The 23,467-nt window shown below is 75.1% G+C and carries 22 protein-coding genes; 14 read left to right on the top strand and 8 right to left on the bottom strand.

Going from position 1 to position 23,467, the window contains the following annotated elements:
* Positions 1-5 precede the first annotated feature (5 nt).
* Positions 6-1,187, bottom strand: coding sequence for an aromatic amino acid transaminase (locus ACNJ93_RS02850; RefSeq protein ID WP_418955711.1), 1,182 nt, complete (start codon positions 1,185-1,187; stop codon positions 6-8).
* The gene (locus ACNJ93_RS02845) at positions 1,180-2,187 is read right to left on the bottom strand and encodes an EamA family transporter (protein WP_418955710.1); all 1,008 of its coding nucleotides are present in this window, start codon (positions 2,185-2,187) and stop codon (positions 1,180-1,182) included. Before ACNJ93_RS02845 ends, ACNJ93_RS02850 begins: the two co-directional genes overlap by 8 nt.
* A gap of 155 nt (positions 2,188-2,342) precedes the next feature.
* Between ACNJ93_RS02845 and ACNJ93_RS02840 the strand changes: the two genes are divergently transcribed.
* Entirely contained in the window at positions 2,343-2,843 is a 501-nt protein-coding gene (locus ACNJ93_RS02840; protein ID WP_418955709.1) for an Lrp/AsnC family transcriptional regulator, read from the top strand.
* Here the strand turns inward: ACNJ93_RS02840 and ACNJ93_RS02835 are convergent.
* Positions 2,803-4,467 (bottom strand): PLP-dependent aminotransferase family protein, encoded by a 1,665-nt coding sequence (locus ACNJ93_RS02835; protein ID WP_418955708.1) that lies wholly within the window; start codon positions 4,465-4,467, stop codon positions 2,803-2,805. The genes ACNJ93_RS02840 and ACNJ93_RS02835 overlap by 41 nt on opposite strands.
* A gap of 93 nt (positions 4,468-4,560) precedes the next feature.
* Here ACNJ93_RS02835 and ACNJ93_RS02830 point away from each other — a divergent pair, with 93 nt between their 5' ends.
* From ACNJ93_RS02830 to ACNJ93_RS02820, 3 genes are all read left to right on the top strand, one after another.
* Positions 4,561-5,757 (top strand): monodechloroaminopyrrolnitrin synthase PrnB family protein, encoded by a 1,197-nt coding sequence (locus ACNJ93_RS02830; protein ID WP_418955707.1) that lies wholly within the window; start codon positions 4,561-4,563, stop codon positions 5,755-5,757.
* 23 nt (positions 5,758-5,780) lie between these two features.
* On the top strand, positions 5,781-7,799 hold the full coding sequence (locus tag ACNJ93_RS02825; protein WP_418955706.1) for a prolyl oligopeptidase family serine peptidase: 2,019 nt from the start codon (positions 5,781-5,783) through the stop codon (positions 7,797-7,799).
* A gap of 175 nt (positions 7,800-7,974) precedes the next feature.
* The gene (locus tag ACNJ93_RS02820; RefSeq protein WP_418955705.1) at positions 7,975-9,807 is read left to right on the top strand and encodes a sigma-70 family RNA polymerase sigma factor; all 1,833 of its coding nucleotides are present in this window, start codon (positions 7,975-7,977) and stop codon (positions 9,805-9,807) included.
* A 12-nt stretch (positions 9,808-9,819) separates the two neighbouring features.
* Here the strand turns inward: ACNJ93_RS02820 and ACNJ93_RS02815 are convergent, their stop codons facing one another.
* Complete coding sequence (locus tag ACNJ93_RS02815; protein WP_418955704.1) at positions 9,820-10,302, bottom strand: carboxymuconolactone decarboxylase family protein; 483 nt, start codon at positions 10,300-10,302, stop codon at positions 9,820-9,822.
* A gap of 130 nt (positions 10,303-10,432) precedes the next feature.
* Here ACNJ93_RS02815 and ACNJ93_RS02810 point away from each other — a divergent pair, with 130 nt between their 5' ends.
* From ACNJ93_RS02810 to ACNJ93_RS02795, 4 genes are all read left to right on the top strand, one after another.
* The gene (locus ACNJ93_RS02810) at positions 10,433-10,774 is read left to right on the top strand and encodes a GNAT family N-acetyltransferase (RefSeq protein WP_418955703.1); all 342 of its coding nucleotides are present in this window, start codon (positions 10,433-10,435) and stop codon (positions 10,772-10,774) included.
* A 101-nt stretch (positions 10,775-10,875) separates the two neighbouring features.
* Positions 10,876-11,292 carry a VOC family protein gene (locus ACNJ93_RS02805; protein WP_418955702.1) on the top strand — a complete coding sequence of 139 codons (417 nt, stop codon included), beginning with the start codon at positions 10,876-10,878 and terminating at the stop codon, positions 11,290-11,292.
* Positions 11,293-11,488: 196 nt separating this feature from the next.
* On the top strand, positions 11,489-12,691 hold the full coding sequence (locus ACNJ93_RS02800; RefSeq protein WP_418955701.1) for an MFS transporter: 1,203 nt from the start codon (positions 11,489-11,491) through the stop codon (positions 12,689-12,691).
* Positions 12,692-12,743: 52 nt separating this feature from the next.
* Positions 12,744-13,169 carry a GlcG/HbpS family heme-binding protein gene (locus tag ACNJ93_RS02795; protein ID WP_418955700.1) on the top strand — a complete coding sequence of 142 codons (426 nt, stop codon included), beginning with the start codon at positions 12,744-12,746 and terminating at the stop codon, positions 13,167-13,169.
* A 20-nt stretch (positions 13,170-13,189) separates the two neighbouring features.
* Here ACNJ93_RS02795 and ACNJ93_RS02790 read toward each other — a convergent pair whose 3' ends face one another.
* Positions 13,190-14,254, bottom strand: a complete 1,065-nt coding sequence (locus ACNJ93_RS02790) for an AI-2E family transporter (protein WP_418955699.1) — start codon at positions 14,252-14,254, stop codon at positions 13,190-13,192.
* A gap of 130 nt (positions 14,255-14,384) precedes the next feature.
* On the opposite strand from ACNJ93_RS02790, the gene ACNJ93_RS02785 reads away from it, so the two are divergent.
* Positions 14,385-15,239, top strand: coding sequence for a DMT family transporter (locus tag ACNJ93_RS02785; RefSeq protein ID WP_418955698.1), 855 nt, complete (start codon positions 14,385-14,387; stop codon positions 15,237-15,239).
* A gap of 15 nt (positions 15,240-15,254) precedes the next feature.
* Here ACNJ93_RS02785 and ACNJ93_RS02780 read toward each other — a convergent pair whose 3' ends face one another.
* On the bottom strand, positions 15,255-17,204 hold the full coding sequence (locus ACNJ93_RS02780; protein WP_418955697.1) for a BTAD domain-containing putative transcriptional regulator: 1,950 nt from the start codon (positions 17,202-17,204) through the stop codon (positions 15,255-15,257).
* Positions 17,201-17,641 carry a S26 family signal peptidase gene (locus ACNJ93_RS02775; RefSeq protein ID WP_418955696.1) on the bottom strand — a complete coding sequence of 147 codons (441 nt, stop codon included), beginning with the start codon at positions 17,639-17,641 and terminating at the stop codon, positions 17,201-17,203. Before ACNJ93_RS02775 ends, ACNJ93_RS02780 begins: the two co-directional genes overlap by 4 nt.
* A 244-nt stretch (positions 17,642-17,885) precedes the next feature.
* Here ACNJ93_RS02775 and ACNJ93_RS02770 point away from each other — a divergent pair, with 244 nt between their 5' ends.
* The 5 genes from ACNJ93_RS02770 (at position 17,886) to ACNJ93_RS02750 (ending at position 23,025) form a co-directional block, all read left to right on the top strand.
* Positions 17,886-18,071, top strand: coding sequence for a hypothetical protein (locus tag ACNJ93_RS02770; RefSeq protein ID WP_418955695.1), 186 nt, complete (start codon positions 17,886-17,888; stop codon positions 18,069-18,071).
* Between the two features lie 73 nt (positions 18,072-18,144).
* Positions 18,145-18,669, top strand: coding sequence for a MauE/DoxX family redox-associated membrane protein (locus ACNJ93_RS02765; protein WP_418955694.1), 525 nt, complete (start codon positions 18,145-18,147; stop codon positions 18,667-18,669).
* A 14-nt stretch (positions 18,670-18,683) separates the two neighbouring features.
* Positions 18,684-19,190, top strand: coding sequence for a hypothetical protein (locus ACNJ93_RS02760; protein ID WP_418955693.1), 507 nt, complete (start codon positions 18,684-18,686; stop codon positions 19,188-19,190).
* Positions 19,187-21,169, top strand: a complete 1,983-nt coding sequence (locus ACNJ93_RS02755; protein ID WP_418955692.1) for an ABC transporter ATP-binding protein — start codon at positions 19,187-19,189, stop codon at positions 21,167-21,169. Before ACNJ93_RS02760 ends, ACNJ93_RS02755 begins: the two co-directional genes overlap by 4 nt.
* 122 nt (positions 21,170-21,291) lie before the next feature.
* Positions 21,292-23,025, top strand: coding sequence for a hypothetical protein (locus ACNJ93_RS02750; RefSeq protein ID WP_418955691.1), 1,734 nt, complete (start codon positions 21,292-21,294; stop codon positions 23,023-23,025).
* Between the two features lie 74 nt (positions 23,026-23,099).
* On the opposite strand, the gene ACNJ93_RS02745 is transcribed toward ACNJ93_RS02750, so the two are convergent.
* Entirely contained in the window at positions 23,100-23,435 is a 336-nt protein-coding gene (locus ACNJ93_RS02745) for a YnfA family protein (RefSeq protein ID WP_418955690.1), read from the bottom strand.
* Positions 23,436-23,467: the final 32 nt, after the last annotated feature.

Genomic DNA, 23,467 nt, shown 5'->3' with positions numbered 1-23,467 from the left:
CCCCGTCACCGGCACAGCGGCGCGCGCTCCAGCACGGCGGCCACGGAGTCCGCCAGCCGCGGAAGGTGCCCCTGCGCCAGGCCCGCGATGTTGATCCGGCCCGCCGACGTGCCGTACACCGCGAACCCGCGGCGCAGGCGGCGCATCCCGTCCGGATCGAGGGGCAGCATCGAGAACATGCCCTTCTGGCGGGCGAGTTCCGCCGCCTCCCGCTCCCGCCCCAGCGCCGCCAGCCGGGCGGCGAGACCCTCGCGGTTCGCGGCGATCCGGCCGCGCATCGCCTCCAGCTCCGACCGCCACAGGGCGGCCAGCCGCGGGTCCTCCAGGATCGTGGCGACCACGGCCGCGCCGTGCTCCGGCGGCATCGAGTACAGCGTGCGCGCCGCGTTCTGCAGGGCCGTCTCCACCTGCCGGAGCCCCCGCCGGGAGGGGCCGACGACGATCGCGCAGCCGGTGCGGTCGCTGTAGAGACCGAAGTTCTTCGAGCAACTCACCGCGATCAGCAGCTCCGGCAGCCGCGCGGCCAGCATGCGGGTGGCGGCCATGTCCGGCTCCAGGCCGTCGCCCAGACCGTGGTACGCCAGGTCGATCAGCGGGACCCAGCCCTCCCGAGCCGCCAGGTCCGCGAGGGCCCGCCACTCCTCGGGCGTCGGGTCGACGCCCGTCGGGTTGTGGCAGCAGCCCTGGAGCAGCACCACGTCGTGCCGGCGCGCCCCGCGCAGCCCGTCGACGAGGTCCGCGCCGCCGCCCAGCGCGTACGTGCGGACCGTCAGCCCGGCGGCCTCCAGGATCGGGCGGTGGTTCACGTACGCGGGATCGCTGATCCACACCGTGGCGCCCGGGTACGTCTGCCGCACCAGGTCGGCCAGGAGGCGCAGCGCGCCCGTGCCCGCCACCGTCTGGACGGTCACGGCCCGCTCCGCGGGCAGGGCCGGGCCCAGGACCAGGTCCTGCAGGGCGCGGTTGAAACGCAGGTTCCCGGACAGGCCCCGGTACTCCTTCGAGACGGCGCGCTCGGCGAGCCGCGTCTCGGCCTCGCGCACCGCCGCCATGACCGGCGTGGTGCCCGAGTCGTCGCGGTACACCCCGAGGACGAGGTCCAGGCGCTCCGGGCGCGGGTCCGCGGCGTACTCCGCGGTGAGGTCCCACAGCGGGTCGGCGGGCGGGGCGGGCAGCAGCTCAAGCATCGGTGGAGACCTTGGTTCGGGGGCGCCGGTTGGCGAGCACGACGCCCGAGGTGATGAGGGGGACCCCGATCAGGACGGACAGGGTCGGCGACTCGTGCAGCAGCGGCACGGCCAGCAGGACCACGAGGACGGGGCTGAGGCTGCCGACGACCGCGCAGCGCTCCGGGCCCAGGCTGCGGATGGCGAAGGCGTACAGCAGCCCCGCGCACAGCCCCACGCCCAGGCCCTGGACGACGAGGAACAGCAGCACGTCGCCGCCCGCCGCCCGGCCGAGGCCCGTCGGCAGCACGCCGGTGACCGCGAGCACCGCGACGATCAGGAACGACGGCAGGCACAGCACGCCGATGGAGCCCACCGGGTCCAGCCCCACCTCCCGCAGGCCCACGGTGTACAGCGCCCACAGCCCGCTGGCCACCAGCAGCGCGCCCGCGCCGAGCAGGACGTCCTGGTCCAGCGCGGCGGTGTGCCGCCACACCAGCGCGACGACGCCCGCCACGATCAGCGCCAGTCCCGCGGACTGCGCACCGCGCGGCAGCCCCCGGCCGCCCGCCACCATCAGGGCGGAGACGAACAGCGGCACCATGCCGGGCACGATCGCTCCGACGAAGGCGGCCGACGTGAGCGAGCCGCCGTACATCACGATCAGGAAGAACGGCACCCCCGCCCCGCAGACGATCTTGAGCGCGGGTGCCGGCCGTACCGCCGCCAGGAGGCGGCGCCGACGCCACAGCGCCGGAGCCAGGACCACCAGCGGCACCCCGAACCGCAGCAGGGCCACGTCGGCGGGCAGCAGGGTCGACGAGCCGAGCGCACGGGCGCTCAGCGCGAAACCGGCCCAGATCAGCACGGTCAGCCCGAGGGCGAGCGGCCCCGCGACCCGGGCGGTCGGCCGGAGGGCGGACAGGCCCCGCGGCTGGGCGGCGGAACCGGCCGGCCGGGCTCCGGCCTCTGCCGGCCGGGCCTCGGGAGCCGCCGCGGCGGCCGTGTTCGTCGCGACCACGAAAGCAGTCCTCCCCGTCGGGCATCGGTGAATGGGCGGACGGAAAGCGGAAGCACCTCGCCCGGACAGCAACCCTAGGAGCTCGGCCGGGGCAGCCGATTGCCAGTTCTGCCCTCCAGACCTAGCGTGGGGGCAGAATCTGCCAAGGAGCGACGATGGACGAAGTGGATCTCCAGATCATCCGCGAGCTGCAGGCGGACGGCCGGCTGTCCAACCAGGACCTCGCCGACCGCGTCCGTCTCTCTCCCTCGCCCTGCCTGCGCCGCGTCCGGCGGCTGGAGGAGGCCGGGCTGCTCAGCGGCTACACCGCGATGGTCGACCAGGTCGCGTACGGGCTGCCGATCACCGTCTTCGTGCGCATCGGCCTGGAACGGCACACCGCCGACGCGGTCAACGCCTTCGAGAAGCACATCGGCCTCATCGACCACGTCCAGGACTGCTATCTGATGGCCGGCAGCAGCGACTACCTGCTGCGCATCGTCATCGAGAGCCTGGAGGCGTACGAGACGCTGGTCCGCACCCGGATCCACGCCATCCCCGGCATCGCCTCCATCGAGTCCAGCTTCGCCTTCGGCAGCGTGAAGCAGTCCAAGGTGTTCCCCCGCCCCGGCAGCCTCACCCGCCGCGGCCGGGCCGGCGCGGCGGGGCGCTCCTGATCCGGTCCACCGTCCGAGCGAGGCGCCGCGCGGCCTCGCGCAGCCGGTCCGGCGGGTGCGCCGCGTAGCCGACGACCAGACCCGGCGGGCCGGGCAGACGGCGGTGCCAGGACAGCGGATGCGTCAGCACCCCCGCGGCCCGCACGCGGTCCGCGAGCTCCGTGTCCGCGACCGTCCCGGCCGCCTCCGGGAACGTGATCAGCAGGTGCAGTCCGGCCGCGATCCCCTGGACGCGCGCGGAGGGCAGCAGCGCGGTCAGCGCGGACAGGAACGCGTCCCGGCGGGCGCGGTACCGGCTTCGCGTGAGCCGCAGATGCCGGTCCAGGTCGCCGCCCGCGATCAGCCGGGCGAGCACCAGCTGCGGCAGCACCGGCGAGCCCAGATCGCTGGCGTGCTTGGCCGCGACCAGTTCGTCCTGCAGCCACCGCGGGGCGATCAGCCAGCCCAGCCGGAAGCCCGGCGCCAGCGTCTTCGAGACGCTGCCCGTGTGCACCACCCGGTCGGGGGCCGACGCCTGGAGCGCGGGCACCGGCGCCCGGTCGTACCGGTGCTCCGCGTCGTAGTCGTCCTCGACGACCAGCCCGCCGGCGGCCGCCCAGGCGAGCAGCTCGCGGCGGCGCTCCGGCGCGAGCACCACCCCGGTCGGGAACTGGTGCGCCGGGGTCAGCAGCGCGGCCGGGACGCCGGTCCGGGTCAACGCGCCGACGTCCAGGCCATGTTCGTCCACGGGGACGGGCACCGGCCGCACGCCCCAGTACTCCAGCGTGTCCACGACGCCCCGTGAGCCGGGGTCCTCCACCGCCGCCTCCGTGACGCCCCTGGCCCGCAGCGCCTGCGCGACCAGGGCGAGCGACTGGGCGACGCCGCCCACCACGAGGATGTCCTCCGGGCCGGCGCGCACGCCCCGGACCCGGCCGAGCCAGCCCACCAGCTCCCGCCGCAGCACGAGCGAGCCGCGCGGATCGCCGTACGCGAACTCGGCGGCCGGCGTCGCGCCGAGCACCTGCCGTTCGGCCCGCAGCCAGGCCGTGCGCGGGAAGGCGGACAGGTCCGGCAGGCCGGGGGAGAGGTCGATGTCCACCGCCGGCGCGAACACCCCGAGCGGCAGCCGCAGTCCGCCTCCCGGGCCCCCGCCGGCCGGCGCCCCGCCGAGCCGCACGGACGGCCCGGGCGCCGGGGAACTGCCGGGCCCCGTGGACGGACCCGGCACCGGGGATCCGCCGGGCCTCGTGGACGGCCCCTGCACCGGCGACCCGCCGAGCCGAACGGCCGGACCCGGCACCAGGGAACCAGGGGCCGGCGCGCCCGCAGCGCCCGTCCCCCGCGGCTCCCACGGCTCGACCGCCGGCATCGCCGTGACCCGCGTGCCGCCGCCCGCGCGCCCGCTGACGAGGCCCTCCTCCGCCAGCCTCCGGTACGCCTCCACGACCACCCCGCGCGACAGCCGCAGGTCCGCCGCCAGCACCCGGGTCGCGGGCAGCCGCGCGCCCGGGCGCAGCCGCCCGTCGGCGATCGCCGCGCGCACCGCGTCCACCAGCCAGCCCGTCAGCCCCGTCGCCGGAGCGGCCGCGCGCCGCAACTGGAGGAAATCCGCGCCCTCTTGGGTCTCTTTGGTCCTGTCCACGAGGCCACCGATGGTACTGGCCGCCGGACCATAGGGAAGATCGAATGGAGCCACGCACCGCACCGAGCACCGCAGTCGTGGAGGTCAGCCCCCGTGAACAGCATCCAATCCGTCGACGCCTTCGACCAGTGGCTCCGGACCGACTTCGTCGCCCTCAACACCCGCCTGGAGGAGGGCTACACGGAACGAACGCCCACCGCGCCCGCGGCCGCCGCGGCCGACGGCCTCGCGCAGCGCCTCGCGCGGGAGGGCGCCGAGCTGATCGGCCGGATCGCCGACGCCGGCCGCGCCGTGCTCGCCGCCGACGACGCCGACCGGTACGAACTCCTCGGGTCGCTCGGCATGTACCTCGCCGCCTGCCGCCGCCACGAGACGGACGGCCCGCCGGCCCCCCGCTCGACGCACGGAGCGCACGGCCCGCAGTCCGCCGCCTGGCCGCTCGCGACCGCCCTCGGCACCTCCCTCGGCGTCGCCCCGCGCTTCGTCTTCGCCCACCAGGCGCAGTACAACCGCGCGGCCGGCGACCGGCTGCGCACCTTCACCTCGCTCGACGACGAGCACACCTTCATCGTCCACAACGCGCTCTCCGCCCTCGCCTACCGCCGCACCGCCACGGCCCTCGGCGGCATCCGGACCCTGGGGCCCTCCAACCCCATGACCGAGTACCTGCTCCGCGAGGCCCTGGCCGGCCTGGACGACGCCATGGACTTCGGGACGACCCTGAGCAAGAACCTCGACGTCGACCGGTTCTTCCTCCACATCAGGCCGTACTTCAAGTCGTACCGCGTCGGCGCGGCCGAGTACCGGGGCGCGAACGCCGGCGACTTCGCGGCGATCAACGCCATCGACCTGCTCCTCGGCCTGTGCTCCGCGCACGACCCCTTCTACCAGGCCGTGCTCGCGGAGAAGCAGCCCTACCTGCCGCCCGAGGACCGGCCCGCCCTGCGCGCGGCGGTGCGCGCCGAGCCGCTGCTCGACGTCTTCCTGCGGGAGGCGGACGAGCGGCCCGTGACGCCCCGGCTGCGCGAGAACGTCCGGCTCCTGCTCGCCCTCTGCGTACGGCACGGCGCCGTGTCCTCGTTCCACCACCACCGGCTCGTCGTCCCCTTCCTCCAGAAGCCGGCCTCGATGCACCCCGAACCCGAGGACCTCACCTCCAGCGGACCGCCCCTCGACGTCGTCGTGGCGCAGCTGGCCCGCCTGGTCGACCTGCGCACGGCACGGCGGCGGGCCGGCGCCTTCGGCGCGCGGGACCGCCTCGACCGGCTGAGGGACGCGGCCGGGCTCTGAGCGGCGTCCGGCACAATGCCCCCATGCACCCTGTGAGCGATGACGACCCGTACCTGTGGCTGGAGGAGGTCTCGGGCGAGGCCGCCCTCGCCTGGGTGGCCGAGCGGAACGCCGAGACCGAGGCGGCGCTCGTCGCCGACCCCGGCTTCGCCGGCCTGAAGACCCGGCTGCGCGAGGTGCGGGACGCCACGGACCGGATCCCCTACACCACGCGGCGCGGCGCGTACCTCTACAACTTCTGGCAGGACGCCGAGCACGTCCGCGGCCTGTGGCGCCGCACGACGCCGGAGCAGTACCGCAAGGACGAGCCCGAGTGGGAGGTGCTGCTCGACGTCGACGCGCTCGCCGAGGCCGAGGGGGAGAAGTGGGTGTGGGCCGGGGCCCGCGTCCGGCACCCCGCGTACGACCGGGCTCTCGTGCTGCTGTCCCGTGACGGCGGCGACGCGGTCGTGGTCCGCGAGTTCGACATGGCCACGCTGACCTTCGTCGAGGACGGCTTCCGCGTCCCGGAGGCCAAGACCAGGATCGGCTGGATCGACGCCGACACCGTCTTCGTCGGCACCGACACCGGCCCGGGCTCGCTCACCGACTCCGGCTACCCGCGCACGGTGCGGCGCTGGCGGCGCGGCACCCCGCTGGAGAAGGCCGAACTGGTCTTCGAGGCGGAGCAGGGCGACGTGGCCGCCTGGGGCATGCGGGACAGCACGCCCGGCTTCGAGCGGGACTTCGTCGGCCGCTCGCTGGACTTCTTCCACAGCGAGACGCATCTGCTGACCGCCGACGGGGAGCTGGTCCGGATCGACGTGCCGGACGACGCCGAGGCGTACGCCCACCGCACCCACCTGATCGTCGAGCTCAAGTCGGAGTGGCTGGGGCACCCGGCGGGCTCCCTGCTCGCCTTCGACTTCGACGCCTTCCTGGCCGGCGACCGCACCGCCGAGGCGCTGTTCACCCCCGACGAGCGCACCGCCCTCGCCGGCCAGTCCTGGACCCGGCGCCATCTGATCCTGGAGATCATGCGCGACGTCAGCACCCGCATCGAGGTGCTGACACCCGGACCGGACGGCTGGACCCGCGAGCCGCTCGCGGACGTGCCGGCGCTGTCCGCGGTGAGCGTCACCGACACCGACCCCGACGTCTCCGACGAGTACTTCCTCGACGTCTCCGGCTTCCTGCAGCCCTCCACGCTGTACCGGGGCGAGATCGGCGCCGGCTCGGAGCAGCTGAAGCAGGCGCCGGCGCGCTTCGACGCCACGGGACTGTCGGTGCGCCAGCACTTCGCCGTCTCGGACGACGGCACCCGCGTCCCGTACTTCGAGATCGGCCCCGACCGTGCCGTCACCGGCCCCGGCCCGGCGCTGCTGTACGGCTACGGCGGCTTCGAGGTCTCCCTCACCCCGTACTACAGCGGAGTCACCGGCCGGGCCTGGCTGGAGCGCGGCGGCACGTACGTGATCGCCAACATCCGGGGCGGCGGCGAGTACGGCCCCGCATGGCACCAGGCCGCGCTCGGCGCGCACCGGCACCGCGCCTTCGAGGACTTCGCGGCCGTCGCCCGGGACCTCGTGGCCCGCGGCGTCACCACCCCGGCGATGCTCGGCGCCGAGGGCGGCAGCAACGGCGGACTGCTCATCGGCGCGATGCTCACCCGGTACCCCGAGCTGTTCGGCGCGCTCGTCGCCGAGATGCCGCTGCTCGACATGGTCCGCTTCCACAAGCTGCTCGCCGGCGCCTCGTGGATCGCCGAGTACGGCGACCCCGACGAGCCGGCCGACCTGCCGCACCTGCGGGACCTGTCCCCGTACCACCACCTCGCCGCGGACCGCCCCTACCCGCCGGTGCTCCTGATGACCTCCACCCGCGACGACCGCGTCCACCCCGGACACGCCCGCAAGACCGCCGCCCGGCTGCGGGAACTCGGACACGAGGTGCTCTTCCACGAGAACACCGGCGGCGGCCACGCGGGCGCCTCGGACAACGAGCAGAACGCCCACAACGACGCGCTCGTGCACACCTTCCTGTGGCAGAGGCTCGCCGGCTGAGAGCCGTATCACGTGGACGAGGCGCCCGGCCGGCGAAACCCGGCCGGGCGCCTTCCGTATGCTCCCTCGAACAAGTCCACGAGATTCTTCGGCGTTTTCCGTTATCCGGCCCGACCGCCGAGGTCTCCCAGACACAGGGAACGACGTCAGGCGCGACAGGCAGGGTGAGTCAGGGATGAGCGGACAGCACGGCACGGAACTGGTCAGGGCGGCACAGGCCGGCGACCCGTGGGCGCGGGACCAGCTCGTCGCCGCGTACCTGCCCCTCGTCTACAACATCGTCGGCAGGGCGCTGCACGGCGGCCACGACGTCGACGACGTCGTGCAGGACACCATGCTCCGGGCCCTCGACGGCCTCTCCTCGCTCCGCGCCCCGGACAGCTTCCGCTCCTGGCTCGTCGCCATCGCCATGAACGCGATCCGCAGCCACTGGCACGCGCAGCAGACCGGCCTGCGCACCGGCGTCCTCGACGAGGCCCGTGACCTGGCGCACCCCGGCGGCGACTTCGTCGACCTGACCGTGGTCCGGCTCAACCTCTCCGGCCAGCGGCGCGAGACCGCCGAGGCCACCCGCTGGCTGGAGCCGGACGACAGCGCGCTGCTCTCGCTGTGGTGGCTGGAGTGCGCGGGCCAGCTCACCCGGTACGAGGTCGCCGTCGCCCTCGACCTGTCTCCCGCGCACACGGCGGTCCGGGTGCAGCGGATGAAGGAGCAGCTGGAGACGGCCCGCGTCGTCGTCCGCGCCCTCGCGCAGAACCCGCCCTGCCCGACGCTCCACTACGAGCTCGGCACCTGGGACGGCCGCCCCTCGGCGCTCTGGCGCAAGCGAATAGCCCGCCACGCCCGCGGCTGCGCCCGCTGCGCCGGCGTGTGGAGCGGCCTCGTCCCGGCGGAGGGCCTCCTGGCGGGCCTGCTGCTGGTCCCCCCGACGGCGGCCCTGCTCGCGGCGGTACGCGAGGGGGCCGGGCTCGGGTACGGGCTCGCGGGGGCGTCGGCATCGGCGTACCAGGCATATGACGCGTACGAGACGTCGGGAACGTACGAGCCTTCCGGGACGTACGTGTCCTCCGCGACGTACGAGCCTTCCGGGATGTACGAGGATTCCGGGACTCACGAGCCTTCCGGGACGTACGAGACACCCGCGTACCACGCGGACCCCGACGCCCGCGACGGCGGAGGCGACGCGACGGAGGAGCCGGCCGCCGTGTCACCGTCCGCGTCCGCCGACGGCGCGGGGGCCCGGGCCGGCCGGGGGGCGCGGCGCAGGCGGCAGCAGGAGCGGCGGAGGCGCGACCGGCGCCGTGCCGTGGTCGCCGCCGGCATAGCCGTGGTCGCGGTCACCGGCGGCACCTTCTACCTGAGCAGCGGCCCCGACGAGGACGTGACCACCGTGGACGCGGCGGACGCGCCCGCCGCCGGGTCGGGCCTGTCGGTCGCCCCCGCCGAGGCGTCCTCCTCCTCGGCCGCGCCGACGTCCCCCACCCCCTCCGCCTCCCCGACGCCCACGAAGAAGCCGTCGCCGAGCGCGACCCCTCCCGCCAGGCCGAAGCGCACGGTCGCGCCGACCGTCCGCCCCACCACGCAGCCGCCGCGGCCCCGCCCCACGCGCGAGGCGACCAGCGGCGGCGGAGGCTCGGCCGCCCAGCAGGTCGTGGCGCTGGTGAACTCCGAGCGGGCGAAGGCCGGTTGCGGCCCGGTGACCGGCCACTCGCTGCTGGACAAGGCCGCCCAGGGGCACTCCGAGGACATGGCGGCCCGGGACTTCTTCGACCACACCAACCCCGACGGCGACGGCCCGGGGGAGCGCATCACGGCCGCCGGGTACCAGTGGTCCACGTACGGCGAGAACATCGCCAAGGGCCAGCGCACCCCCGCCGCCGTGATGGACGCCTGGATGAACAGCCCCGGCCACCGGGCCAACATCCTCAACTGCTCCTTCAAGGAGATCGGCATCGGGATCCACGACGCCGGCGGCCCCTACTGGACGCAGGTGTTCGGCGCGCGCTGACCCGGCGCTTCGTCAGGGGCGGGTGCGGACCGGGTGCTTGCTGAGGATCGACACCCGGTTGAACGCGTTCATCGTGATCGCCACCCACAGCACGGCGGACAGCTCCTCGTCCCCGAACACCTCCCGGCCCTCGGCGTAGGCACGCTCCTGCAGCAGCGCGTCCTCGGGGGAGGTGGCCGCCTCGGCCAGGGCCAGGGCGGCCCGCTCCCGGGCGGTGAACACCTCCGTGTCGCGCCAGGCGGCGAGCACCCCCAGGCGCTGCGTGGTCTCACCGGCCCGCAGCGCCGCCCGGGTGTGCACGTCGAGGCAGTACGCGCAGCCGTTGATCTGCGAGACGCGCAGGTTGACGAGCTCCACCAGGATCCGGTCGAGTCCCGCCGCGGCGGCGGTCGTCCGCACCGCCTCGGCCGTCTGCATCAGCGCGTGGTACGCCGTGGGGCTCTGCTTGTCGAGGTAGACCCGACCCGTCACGGGTGTGCCCGCGGTCTCGCTCACCGTTCACTCCTTCGTCGTCGTCGCCGTCCGCAGCGGATCATACGGACAGGGCTCTCGCCTTCGGGCCCGGAGGGTGGGGCGTCCGGAGGGGCGGGGATCATGGGGAGAACCGTCGACCGAAAGGCACGTCATGACCCAGCAGGCCACCGCCCCCGTCGTCCGCCACGTCGAGGACCGGCACCGTTACGAGATCCTGGTCGGCGGCGAGCGCGCCGGCCTCACGGCCTATCGCGACCGGGACGGGCAGCGCGTCTTCTTCCACACCGAGACCGACGAGGCGTACGCCGGTCAGGGGTTGGCCGGGATCCTCGTCCAGGAGGCGCTGACCGATGTGCGCGCCGCGGGGCTGCGGATCGTGCCCGTGTGCCCGTACGTGGCGAAGTTCCTGAAGAAGCACGAGGAGTTCGCCGACATCACCGATCCGGTGACGCCGGACGTCCTGCAGTGGCTGGACGGCGTGCTGGGGCGCTGACGGCGGCCTCCGCGTTGCGGGCGCCGCGGGGCTCGCGCAGGCTCGACTCGGGGCCGTGACCGGCCCGCCACGCCCTGTCAGGACACGAGAGGCGGCACTCGATGCCTTCGCGACTCAACCCGTACCTCACCTTCGACGGCGACGCCAAGCAGGCCATGGAGTTCTACAAGGAGGTGTTCGGCGGCACGCTCAGGTCGCACACGTACGCCGAATTCGGCGAGCAGGCGCCTCCCGGGTACGCGGACAAGACCATGCACTCCATGCTGGAGACCGACGCCGGCTTCACGCTGATGGGCGCCGACAACCCGCCCGGCAACGAGTTCAAGCCCGGCAACACCCTCTCGATCAGCGTCAGCGGCGAGGACGAGAGCGAGCTGCGCGGCTACTGGGAGCGGCTGTCCGAGGGCGGCACGGTGGCCGTGCCCCTGGAGAAGCAGATGTGGGGCGACGTCTTCGGCATGTGCGTGGACCGCTTCGGCATCACCTGGATGGTGAACATCGGCGAACCGCAGGGCTGACCCTCTCCCCGCCCCTCCGCGCGACCGCACCGGCCGCTCCCGACCTCCGCACCGGAGGCCGGGAGCGGCCGGTGCGTCGTGTTCTCCGCCTTCCTTCGCGGGCGCAGATAGCCACCGCTTGCAAGTAATGCGCGCACGCAAGTATTGTCGTCATCTGTAACTCCCCTGCGCAAGCATTTCTGGAAGGTGCATCGTCATGCCACTCGCGCTCCTGGCCCTGGCCATCGGGGCCTTCGGGATCGGCACCACCGAGTTCGTGATCATGGGCGTGCTGCCCCAGGTCGCCGGCGACTTCGGCGTCTCCATCCCCACCGCCGGCTGGCTGGTCACCGGCTACGCCCTCGGCGTGGTCCTCGGCGCCCCGCTGCTGACCGTCCTGGGCGCCCGGACGTCCCGGAAGAAGATGCTCATGATCCTCATGGGCCTCTTCGTGGTCGGCAACACGCTCTCGGCCCTCGCCCCGACCTTCGGCCTCATGCTGGCCGGCCGGGTCGTCGCCTCGCTGGCCCACGGCGCGTTCTTCGGCATCGGCTCCGTCGTCGCCGCCGGTCTCGTCGCCCCGCAGAAGCGGGCCTCCGCCATCGCCCTGATGTTCACCGGCCTCACCGTCGCCAACATCGTCGGCGTCCCCGGCGGCACGTACATCGGCCAGGCCCTCGGCTGGCGCGTCACCTTCGGCGTCGTCGCCGTCCTCGGCATCGTCGGCCTGCTCGGCGTCGCCCGGCTGGTGCCCGAACAGGGCCGGCCCGAGGCCGCGAACGTCCGCGCCGAGTTCGCCGCCTTCAAGAACGTCCAGGTCCTCCTCGCCATGGCGATGACCGTGCTCGGCTTCGGCGGCGTCTTCGCGGCCATCACGTACATCACGCCGATGATGACCGAGATCGCCGGCTACTCCGAGGGCTCCGTCACCTGGCTGCTGGTCCTGCTCGGCGCCGGCATGTTCCTCGGCAACCTCATCGGCGGGCGCCTCGCCGACCGCGCCCTGATGCCCATGCTGTTCGTGAGCCTGGCCGCCCTCTCCGGCACCCTGCTCGCCTTCACCGCGACCGCGCACAACAAGGTCCTCGCCGCGCTCACCCTCACCCTGATCGGCGCCCTCGGCTTCGCCTCCGTGCCGCCGCTGCAGAAGCGGGTCCTCGACCAGGCCGCGGCCGCCCCGACCCTGGCCTCCGCCGCCAACATCGGCGCCTTCAACCTGGGCAACGCCCTGGCCGCCTGGCTCGGCGGGATCGTGATCGCCGCCGGACTCGGCTACACCGCGCCCAACTGGGTCGGCGCCCTGCTCTCCGGGGCGGCCCTGCTGCTCGCCGTCGTCTCCGCCGCCCTCGACCGCCGCGCCCCGGCCGCCGCCCCCCACGAGCCGGCCGCAGCCCGCGTCCCCGTCACGGCCTCCCACTGACCCCCGCCCCCGCACCCCCCTCCGCACATCCGCAACGCACCAAGGAAGCACCATGACCACCGCCGCCCCCGCCGTCGCCCCCCTGACCGTCCAGGACGCCGAGGCCCTGATCACCGCCGCCCGCACGGCGGCCGAAGCGGCCGGAGTCCCCGTCGCCGTCACCGTCCTCGACGCGGGCGGCCACCTCCTCGCCTTCCGCCGCGACGACCGCGCCGTGCTCATCGCCGGCGAGACCAGCACCCGCAAGGCGTACACGGCGCTGCAGCTGAACGCACCCACGGCCGACCTCGTCGACCTGGTCAAGCCGGACGGCCCGTTCCACAGCCTCCCGACCGCCCTCGACCGCCCCCTGCTCTTCATCGCCGGCGGCGTCCCCGTCCACCGCGACGGCCGGCTGATCGGCGCCCTCGGCATCGGCGGCGGCGCCCCCGCCCAGGACCACGCCTTCGCCACCACCGCCCTCACCACCCTCGCCTGACGGCCCGGCCCGGAGCCCTCTCACTCCCGCGTCGCCCTGCGGTCCTCCCGCAGGGCGACGTACACGGCCCAGGCCACCGACACCAGCGGCACCGCCACCACCGCGCCCACCACCCCGGCCGCGATCGAACCCGCCACCACCGAGACCGCCACCACCAGCGGATGCAGCCGCACCGCCCAGCTCATCACCAGCGGATGCAGCAGATGGCCCTCGATCTGCCCGATGACCACGATCAGGGCCACCACGATCCCCGCCACCACCGGCCCCTTCGACGCCAGCGCCACCACCGCGGCGACCGCCAGCGCGATCGGCGAACCGATCAGCGGCACGAACGCGGCCAGGAACTCCAGGAGCGCCAGCGGCACCGCGAGCGGCACGCCGAGCAGCCACAGCGCGACACCGACCAGCACCGCGTTGACCGCCGCCACCAGCACGATCCCGTGCGTGTACCCGGTGAACGTGCGCCAGGCGGCCCGCCCGCCCACGCCCACCCGCTCGCGCACCGAGGCGGGCAGCTGCCCCGTGAACCACGCCCACTGCCGGTCCCCGGAGTGGACGAAGAACACCGAGCTGAACAGCGCCAGCGCCAGCGTCGTCAGCACCGCCACCAGCCGGTGCGCCCCGCTCAGCGCCTCGCTCAGCACCGTCGAGCGGTGACTCGACAGGAACTGCCCGATCTTCCCCTGGACGTCCGACAACGCCTCCGGGTTCAGGCGGAACGGCGGCCGCTCCAGCCAGTTCTCGATCCGCTCGATCCCCTGCCGGAACTCCCGCACCAGCGTCGTCCGGTCCTCCGCCACCGCCTCCCCGACCAGCGCCAGCACTCCCAGGACCAGCGCGATCCCGCCGAGCAGCGTGAGCCCGACGGCGACCGGGCGCGGCAGCCCGCGGGCGACCACATCGGCCACCGGCCGCAGCAGAGCGGTGATCACCAGGCCCAGGAAGACCGCCACGCCGATCTCGTGGAACCGCCCGAGCACGGCGAAGAGGCTGTACACGAGGGCCCCGACGACCAGCACCCGCCACGCGTAGGCGGCGGCCGTGCGGAGGAACGGGGCGACCGGCGGAGGCGGGGCGGGCTGCATGACCGACGACGTACCACCCGGAGGGCTCCCCGCCACGCTCCGGGCCGCGGATTCGCCCCCATCGGCCCGGGATTCGCCCGACCGGTGCCGTCGCGGGGCGCCGGGGCCCCGGAGCGTCGAGGATCGGGGGATGGGTGTCGTGCTGCCGGTCGTGTTCGCGGTGTTCGCCGCGGTCAGCAACGCGCTCGCGACCGTGCTGCAGCGGCGCGCCGCGCTCACCGTGCCGCAGTCCGACGGCTTCCGGCCCGGACTGATCCTCGACCTCGTGCGCCGCCCCCTCTGGCTCGGCGGCATCCTCGCGGTGATCGCCGCCGGAATCGGGCAGGCCGCCGCGCTGGCGACCGGGCCGCTCTCGCTCGTCCAGCCGCTGTTCGTCCTGGAACTCCCGCTCGCCCTGCTGATCGCCTCCCTGCTCTCCCGGGAGCGGCTGCCCTCCGCGCTCTGGCTCGCCGTGGCCGCGGTCGTCGGCGGGCTCGGCCTCGCCCTGGTCGCCGCAGCGCCCGCCGGGAACCGCACCCACGTGCCCCTGGACCGCTGGGTGCCGGCGCTCGTCGTCTGCTGCGTCGCCGTCGTGGCGCTGGCCGCCGCCGGACTGCGCCGGCCTCCGGGCCGCGCCCGCGCCGGCTGTCTCGGGGCCGCCACGGCGATCTGCTACGCGCTCACCGCCGCCCTGATGAAGACCTCCATGCACATCCTCGACGACCAGGGCCTCACCGGGTTCCTCACGAGCTGGCAGACGTACGCCTTCTGCGCGGCCGGCGTCGCGGCCCTGCTGCTGCTCGAACACGCCATGCAGGGCGGCCCGCTCGTCGCCTCCCAGCCCGCGCTGACCCTCGGCGACGCCACCGTCAGCCTCGCCCTGGGCATCCTGCTGTACGAGGAGCACGTACGCTCCGGCTGGTGGCTGCTGCCCCAGCTGGCCGGCCTCGCCCTGATCGTCCTCGGCGTCCTCGCCCTCGCCCGCCACGGCGCGTCGGCGGCCTGAGGCACGAATGCCCGGTCACAGCGGCGACGGCGCCGCGTGCAGGACGCGCCCGGGGGCGGCGACCTCCGCCGCGTACAGCCGCACCAGCTCGGGCATCCGGAAGACCCGCTCCGTGACCGGCTCCACCAGCTGCGCCTCCACCAGACCGTCCAGGGCGCAGGCCGCCCGGTACGGATCGGTGCCGAGCAGCGCCGCGACGTCGGCCACGTCGAACTCGGCACGGTCGTACAGGCCCAGCAGCTGGAACGCCCGCACGGAGCGGACCCGCGCCGGCAGCGGGGCGCGCAGCAGCTGCCGGTAGCTCTCGGCGATGCAGGCGCGCACCGACACCCCCTCCGCCCGCAGCTCGTCGAGCCGGTGCGCCCGGTCCCGCAGCCGCTCGGCGAAGCAGGCCAGCGACCACTCCGGGCGGGCGACCAGACGCGCGCCCGCGAGGCGCAGCGCCAGCGGCTGCCGGCCGCACAGCCGGGCCAGCTCCACGGCCGCGAGCGGCTCGCGGGCGAACCGCTCGCCCGTGCCGGTCAGCGCGAGCAGCCGCACCGACGCGGCCTCGTCGAGCGTGCCCACGGCGATCCGGGTGGCGAGGAGCGTCGGCAGGCTGGAGCGGCTGGTCGCCACCACGGCGCAGGCCCGGTCGGCGGGGATCAGCGGACGGACCTGGGCGGCGTCCCGGGCGTTGTCGACGACCACCAGGACCCGCCGCCCGGCCACCGCCGAGCGGTAGCGCCGGACGGCCTCGGCGGGGGAGTCGGGGATCTGCGCGGCCGGTACGCCCAGCGCCCGCAGGAAGCCGGCGACCAGGTCGTGCGGGCGCGGCGGCCGGCCGTCCGGAGCGGCCGCGGCCAGATCGGCGTACAGCTGGCCGTCCGGGTACAGCGGCGCCAGCTCGTGCGCCAGCCGCACCGCCAGCGCCGACTTGCCGTACCCGCCCGGCCCGTGCAGGACGACCGTCGGGGCGCTCACCGTCGTGGCCGGGCCGGGGGCGGCCGCCGCCGCCCGCGCGACCGCCAGCTCCCGCTGCCGCCCCACGAACGGGCCGCTCTCCGGGGGTAACTGACGGGGCGGCGCCCAGGAGCCGCCGGCCGGCACGGAACCGGAAGCAGGGACGGGACCAGAAGCGGAAGTGGAAGCCGAGCCGTTGGCCGGCACCGCACCCGCCGCCGGACGCCCGAGCGCCGGGTCCCGGCGCAGCACCGCGCGGTGGATGCGGCACAGCTCCTCGCCGGGATCCATGCCCAGCTCCTCCCGCAGCGTCTCGCGGGCCTCGTCGAACGCGTCGAGCGCCCCGGCCGCGTCCCCGCTGCCGTACAGCGCCAGCATCAGCCGCCCCCGCAGCCGCTCGTTCAGCGGATGCAGCGCGACGACCTGCCGCAGCCGCTGCACGACCCTGCCCTCCCGGCCCAGCGCCGACTCCACCTCGACCAGCTCCTCCACGGCGCTCACGTACGCCTCCGTGAGGTGCTGCGCGAACGCCCGCAGCGCCACGCCCTGGCTGACGTCCTCCAGCGGCGCCCCGCGCCACAGGTCCAGCGCCTGCGCGTACGCCTCCGCCGCCGCCGGCAGCCGCTGCTCGGCCGCCGCCCGGCGCGCCCGCGCCACCCGCGCCCGGAAGCGCGGGACGTCGAACTCGGCGTCGTCGACCCGCAGCACGTACCCCGGGCGCGAGGTGGTCAGCCGTGCCCCCGCCGGGCGCAGGTGCCGGCGCAGCTGCATCACGTACGTGCGCAGATTGGCCACCGCCGAACGCGGCGGCTCGTCGCCCCAGATCTCCCGCAGCAGCGTCGGCACCGGCACCGCGCGGCCGCCGTGCGCGAGCAGCATCGACAGCAGCACCCGCTGCTTGTCCGCGCCGATCTCCACCGGCTCGCCGGCCACCCGCAGTTCGAGCGGCCCGAGCGCGCGGAACGTCACCGTACGGACTCTCGGGCCGTCGCCGTCCGCCGTGTCCTCACCGGCTCCGCTCATGCGGCGGGCGTCCGGCGCTCGCCGAGCCGTCGCACCACGGTCCCCAGCAGTTCGCCGCCGGGGTAGTAGCCGCGGTGCCGGGAGTCGATGCTGTCCGGGTTGTCGCCGCGGACCACCAGCGCGTCCGCCGGCACCCGTTCGCCCGGCGCGGCCCCGGCCGTCCCCTCGGGCGCCGGATCGCCCGGCAGCGCCGTCACCCGCTTCACGTTCCAGCCGGCGCCGTGCCGGTCGGTGCCGTACCCGCCGTCCCGCTCCGACGTCGGCGGCGGCTTCAGCACCACGACGTCGCCGCGGCGCACCCGGGCCAGCGGCCGGCGCCGTACGACCACCCGGTCCCCGTCCCGCAGGGCCGGGGCCATGCTGTCCCCCCGTACCGACACCACCACCACGGACGTGCGGATCCGTACGACCGCGATCGCGGCCCCCACGACGAGCACACCCGCTCCTGCGCACAGCCATCCCCCGCGCAAACTGAAGCCTCCTCAGGGATCTACCTCAGGGATCTTCGAGCGATCAGGCATCCTCCGTCCCTCCCGCCACACGTGTCAATCCCCGTAACAGGGCTCGCCGTTCACCGCTGTATTCCGGCTGTACGCCTCGCTGTACGGCCCGCTGTACGCCCCGTTCGTAGGGTCCTGAGACGCACCGATCCACCTCCCGACGCAATGGAAGGGGCAGACCGTGAAGGCTGTCAGGAACCTCGGGGACAAGATGCTGGAGAAGCTCGCGCCGAGCGCCACCGCTCAGGCCGACACCAGCTTCTACAAGTTCTGCTACTGCAGCGGCATCTACTACTACCGCCGCCTGTGCCACGTCGTCGGCGGCTACACCAGCTGCGGCGCCTGCTACCGCTCGGGCGAGTGCTGAGCGGACACCCACCGAAGCGCTCCGGGGCCCCCGCGGCCCCGGAGCCACGGACCGTACGCCGAGGAGCCGACGCGTGTACTACCTCGGGCTCGCCGCCCGCCTCCTGCTGGTCCTCGTCTTCCTCGCCGCGGTCGTGGGCAAGACCCGGCGGCGCCCGGCCTTCACCGGCTTCGCCGCCTCCCTGGCCGCGCTGCGGCTGTTCCCCCGCGGGCTCGCCACCCCGGTGGCGGCCGCGACCGTCGGCGCGGAGGCGCTGACCGCCGTCCTGCTCGCCGTGCCGGCGACCGCCGCGGCGGGCCTCGGCCTCGCGATCGCGGTGCTCGCCGCGTTCGTCGCCGGCATCCTCGCCGCCCGGCGCGGCGGCCGGCTCGTGCCCTGCCACTGCTTCGGCGCCACCAGCGCCCCGCTCGGCCTGCCGCACGTGATCCGCAACGCCCTCCTCGTCGCCGTCGCGGCCGTGGGCCTCGCCGCCCTGACGGCCGCGCCCGGCGCCGTCCATCCCGGAGGGCTCGCGCTGGCGGCCGGCACGGCGGCGATCGGGGCCCTCATGGTCGTCCGCATGGACGACCTGCTGGCCCTCGTGCCGACCACTCGCTGACTGGAGTCAAGGAAATGGCCTATCTCGTCGTCGCGCTGGTGCTCGTCGCCGCGCTCTGCGTCTTCCAGCTCCTCGTCCTCTTCGCCGTGCTGCGCCGGCTGCGCGAGCACGAGAGCAGGTTCGAGCGGCTGGCCAGGTCCGCCGGCCCGATGGACGCCTACGACCCGAACGAGCTCGTCGGCCGCCGGGTCCCGGAACTCGCCGAGCACACCGGCGGCGCCCCGCGCACCCTCGGCTTCTTCTCCGTCGGCTGCGAGGCCTGCCACGAGCAGGCGCCCGCCTTCGTGACCGCCGCGACGGCCGGGGACGCCACCGCGGTCGTCGTCGGCGCCCACGCCGACGAACTGACCGGACTCCTGGCCGGAGTACCGGAGATCGTCACGGGCGAGGACGGCGACCGGCTGATGAAGGCCGTCGACATCCGGGCCTTCCCGACCTTCCTCCAGGTCGACGCCGAGGGCGTGATCCTCCGGGCCGGAATCGCCGTGGCCGAGCTGCCCGCCCCGGCCCCCGCACGGTGACCCCGGCGCCGGACGGAGCGCCGCCCCGCCGCCCGCGCGTGCTGCGCCACCTGCGCACCGCCTGGGCCGCCTGCTGGGACGCCGCCCCGTGGATCTGGGCCGGACACCTGCCGGTCGCGGTGGCCGCCGGACTCGTCCCGCCGGCCACCGCCTGGCTCACCAAGCTCCTCGTCGACGACCTCACCGGCGACCGCGGCGACCACACCCTCGCGTACGCGGCGGGCCTCGGCGCGGTCGGCCTGTTCGGCGCGCTGCTGCCGCACCTCGCCGAGTACCTGCGCGGCGAACTCGGCCGCCGGATGGACCGGGCGCTGCGGGACCGGCTGCACACCGCCGTCAACGGCTTCCACGGCCTGTCGCGCTTCGAGGACCCCGAGCACCTGGACCGGCTGCGGATGGCCGCCCAGGCGTCCGGGGGCTCCCTGTCGCCGGTCACCGGCGGCATGGCGGAGACCGGGCGCAACGTCGTGGCCCTGCTCGGCCTGCTCGCCACGCTGTTCGTGCTCAGCCCCGTGATGGCGGTGGTCGTGCTGCTGGCCGCCGTGCCGGTGCTCCTCGGACGGCTCGCGCTGTCCCGGCGACGCGTCGGCATGCTGGCGGCCACCTCCTCCGCCATGCGCAAGGAGCTGTTCTACTCCGCCCTGCTGACGGAGGAACAGGCCGCCAAGGAGGTACGGCTCTACGGCCTCGGCGGTTTCTTCAAGGACCGCATGCTGGGCGAACTCGCCACCGTCCAGGGGGCCGAGCGCCGCCTCGACCGCAAGGACGCCGCCGTGCAGGGCGGGCTCGCCGCGCTCTCCGCCGCGGTGGCCGGCGGCGGACTGCTGTGGGCGGTGGGCGCGGCGCTCGCCGGCCGGCTCACCGTCGGCGACGTCACCGCGTTCGTCGCGGCGGTCGCCGGTGTGCAGGCCGCGCTCGTCGGCCTGGTCGCCGGGCTCGCCCAGGCGCACGAGGCGCTGCTGCTGTTCGGGTACCACGTGGAGGTCACCGAACTCCCCGACGACCTGGCCACGGGCGCCGGGGCGCGCGTGCCCGCGCTGCGTCAGGGGATCGAACTGCGCGACGTGTGGTTCCGGTACCACGACGACCACCCGTGGGTGCTCAAGGGCGTCGACCTGTTCATCCCGTCCGGCCGCTCGGTCGCCCTCGTCGGCCTCAACGGCGCCGGCAAGAGCACACTGATCAAACTCCTGTGCCGGTTCTACGACCCGGTGCGCGGCTCGGTCCGCTGGGACGGCACGGACCTGCGGGACCTCGACCCCGAGGAGCTGCGGCGTCGGATGGGCGTGCTGTTCCAGGACTTCATGAACTACGACCTCACCGCCCACGAGAACATCGCCCTCGGGGACCTCGACCTGCTCGACGACCGCGACCGCGTCCGGGGGGCCGCCGAACTGGCCGGCGCCCACGAACTGGTGGCCGCGCTGCCGCAGGGGTACGACACCCTGCTCAGCCGGATCTTCTTCGCCGACGGCCCCGCCGAGGACGACGATCCCACCGCCGGCACCGTGCTCTCCGGCGGCCAGTGGCAGCGGCTCGCCCTCGCCCGCGCGCTGCTGCGGCAGAACCGCGACCTGCTGATCCTGGACGAGCCCAGCGCCGGTCTCGACGCGCGCGCCGAGTACGAGGTGCACGCCCGGCTGCGCGCCCACCGTTCCGGCCGCACCAGCCTGCTGGTCTCCCACCGGCTCAGCGCGGTCCGCGAGGCCGACACGATCGTCGTGCTCGACGACGGCCGCATCACCGAACACGGCACGCACGACGAGCTGATGGCGTCCGGTGGGGTCTACGAGCGGCTGTTCACCGTGCAGGCGGAGGGGTACGTGGACCAGCCGGAGCGGGAGCCCATGGCGGAACCAGACCGGGAAGCGGAACCGGACCGGGAAGGGAAACCGGAACGGGCGACGGAACCAGCATCCGCGGCGGTTCCGGCCGCGACGGCCGGCGGGACACGGCCGCACCCGGCCGGCCGCCCGTAGGGCGTCGCCCCACCGCCCCGGCCGGCACACCGACGGTCCCCGGCCCCGACCGCAGGGGCGGGGCGGCGGGCTCGTACGCTGGCCCGACCGCCCGTGCCGCCCGCACCCGTGAGGAGCCTTCGATGCCGCGTCTGCCCGGACCGCTGGGCCTGCCCCGGATGCTGCGGCACTTCGCGGCGACCGGGGCCGGGCTGCCCGCGGACGACGAGGTGGAGTTCGACGCGCCCGACCCGAGGGTGCGCGAGGCTTGCGAGGCCGTGCGGCAGGGGCGGTTCGAGCCGGCCGAGCGACTGCTCGCCCGCACGCGGGAGTCCGGCAGCTGGGCCCTCCGGGGCGAGGCCGCCGCGGAGCTGGCCGGGACGCTGCTGGAGAGCCCGGGCCGGCTCGAGGACTGGTGGGCCCGCAGGCCCGCGGACCCCGACGTGGCCCTCGTACGCGCCGAGGCGGCCGTCGACCGGGCCTGGGCCGTACGCACCGGCGCGCGCGCCTCGGAGGTGTCCGCCGAGCAGTTCGCCGGGTTCCGCGCGCTGCTCGAGGACGCCGTGCCGGTCCTGGAGGAGGCCGTCGCGCTCAACCAGGGCGACCCCACCCCCTGGGTCGTGGTGCTCGCCCACGACACCGGTTCGCGGGCCTCGCGCGAGGTCTTCGAGGACCACCTCGCGAGCGCCCTGGCCCTCGACCCGCACAACTGGGCCGCGCACACGCGGGCGGTGCAGTACCTGGCCGCCAAGTGGTACGGCTCGCACGAGGAGATGTTCGCCTTCGCCGAGCGCGCGGCGGCCGCGAGCCCGGCCGGCCACCGGCTGCGCGGCCTGCCGGTCGTCGCGCTCTCCGAACTCGCCCTCGACGCACGCCTCGACGGCGACGCCGCCACCAAGTACGGCCCGCTCGCGCGCGAGCGGGTCGACCGCGCCATCGACGGGGCCCGCGCCCTGTCCGCCGCCCGCCCGGCCGGCGACCGGCACCTGGCGGCCGTGCGCAACCACCTCGCGTGGACGATGATCCGCGACGGCCGGCCCGCCGCCGACACCCTCGACGTGTTCCGGGCGATCGGCCGCCACGCCACCGCGTACCCCTGGGCCTACCTCGGCGGCGCCGCCGCGTTCCTGGAGTTCCGTACCGGCGTCCGCGCCAAGGTCGCCGCGGAGACCCCCTTCTTCGGCGGCGCCGTCCGCCCGCCCGCGCCCGGCGCAGCCGAGACGGACGCGGGCGGCGCGCGCCGCGAACTCGCCCTGGTCCCGGCCACGGTGCGCCAGGTCACCGAGGCCGTGGCGCTCACCGGCGTCACGTACCGCATGGCACCGCTCGCGCGCACCGGCATCACGCTCGTCGAGCCCGCCCCCTCGCAGGAGGCGGCCGGCGGGCGGTGGCGGTCCGGTCTGCGCCGGTCGCTGCTCGGCGAGGGCGACCTCGTCCGGCTGGCCCGCTCGTTCACGGCCGGCGAGCCGTGGCCCGTCCTCGTGGTGTCGCGGGTCGCCGACCGCTACGGCCTGAGCCTCGTCCGGGCCCGCACGCTCGTCACGAGCCACTTCTGGGACGGCCCGGACGGCATTCCCTCCCACGACGAGGCCGACGCGGTCGCCGCCGCGCTCGTGGCCGCCTTCCCGAAGGGCGACCGCAAGCGCGTCACCGCCGCCCTCCGGGCCCCCGGCCGGGACCGCGGCCCCCTCGACGCGGTCCTCGCCGCGCTCCGGCTGCCCGCCCTGCCGGAGACGTACGGCGAGGGGTACGAGATCCTGGCGGACCTCCCCGAGGCCAGGCTCGTCGCCCGGCGCGGCCTGGGCTCGGCGCTCCGGAGTTCCCTGAGCGAGGACCCCGCCGACCCCAAGAGCGAACTGCCGCCCCTGGGCCTGTGACCTCGACGCACCGACGGACCGACGCACCGACGGACCGACGCACCGAGGGCCCTGGCGCCGACGTCCGGTGCGGTTCAGTGACCCCGCGGCGCGTACATGATCACGGCCATGCCGGCCAGGCAGACCAGCGCGCCGATCACGTCGTAGCGGTCCGGCCGGTACCCGTCGGCGACCATGCCCCACGCCAGCGAGCCCGCCACGAAGACGCCCCCGTACGCGGCGAGCACGCGCCCGAAGTCCGCGTCGTCCTGGAAGGTGGCGACGACCCCGTACAGACCCAGGGCCACCACCCCCGCGCCGATCCAGATCCAGCCCTTGTGCTCACGGACGCCCTGCCAGACGAGCCAGGCCCCGCCGATCTCGAAGAGGGCGGCGACGGCGAACAGGGCGACGGAACGGACGACGGTCATGATCGGGAGCCTAACCGGGCCGCCGCCGCCGG

The sequence above is a fragment of the Streptomyces tritici genome (genome assembly GCF_048500665.1).
Taxonomy (GTDB): Bacteria; Actinomycetota; Actinomycetes; order Streptomycetales; family Streptomycetaceae; genus Streptomyces; species Streptomyces tritici.
This window is presented reverse-complemented; position numbering and strand designations above follow the sequence as displayed.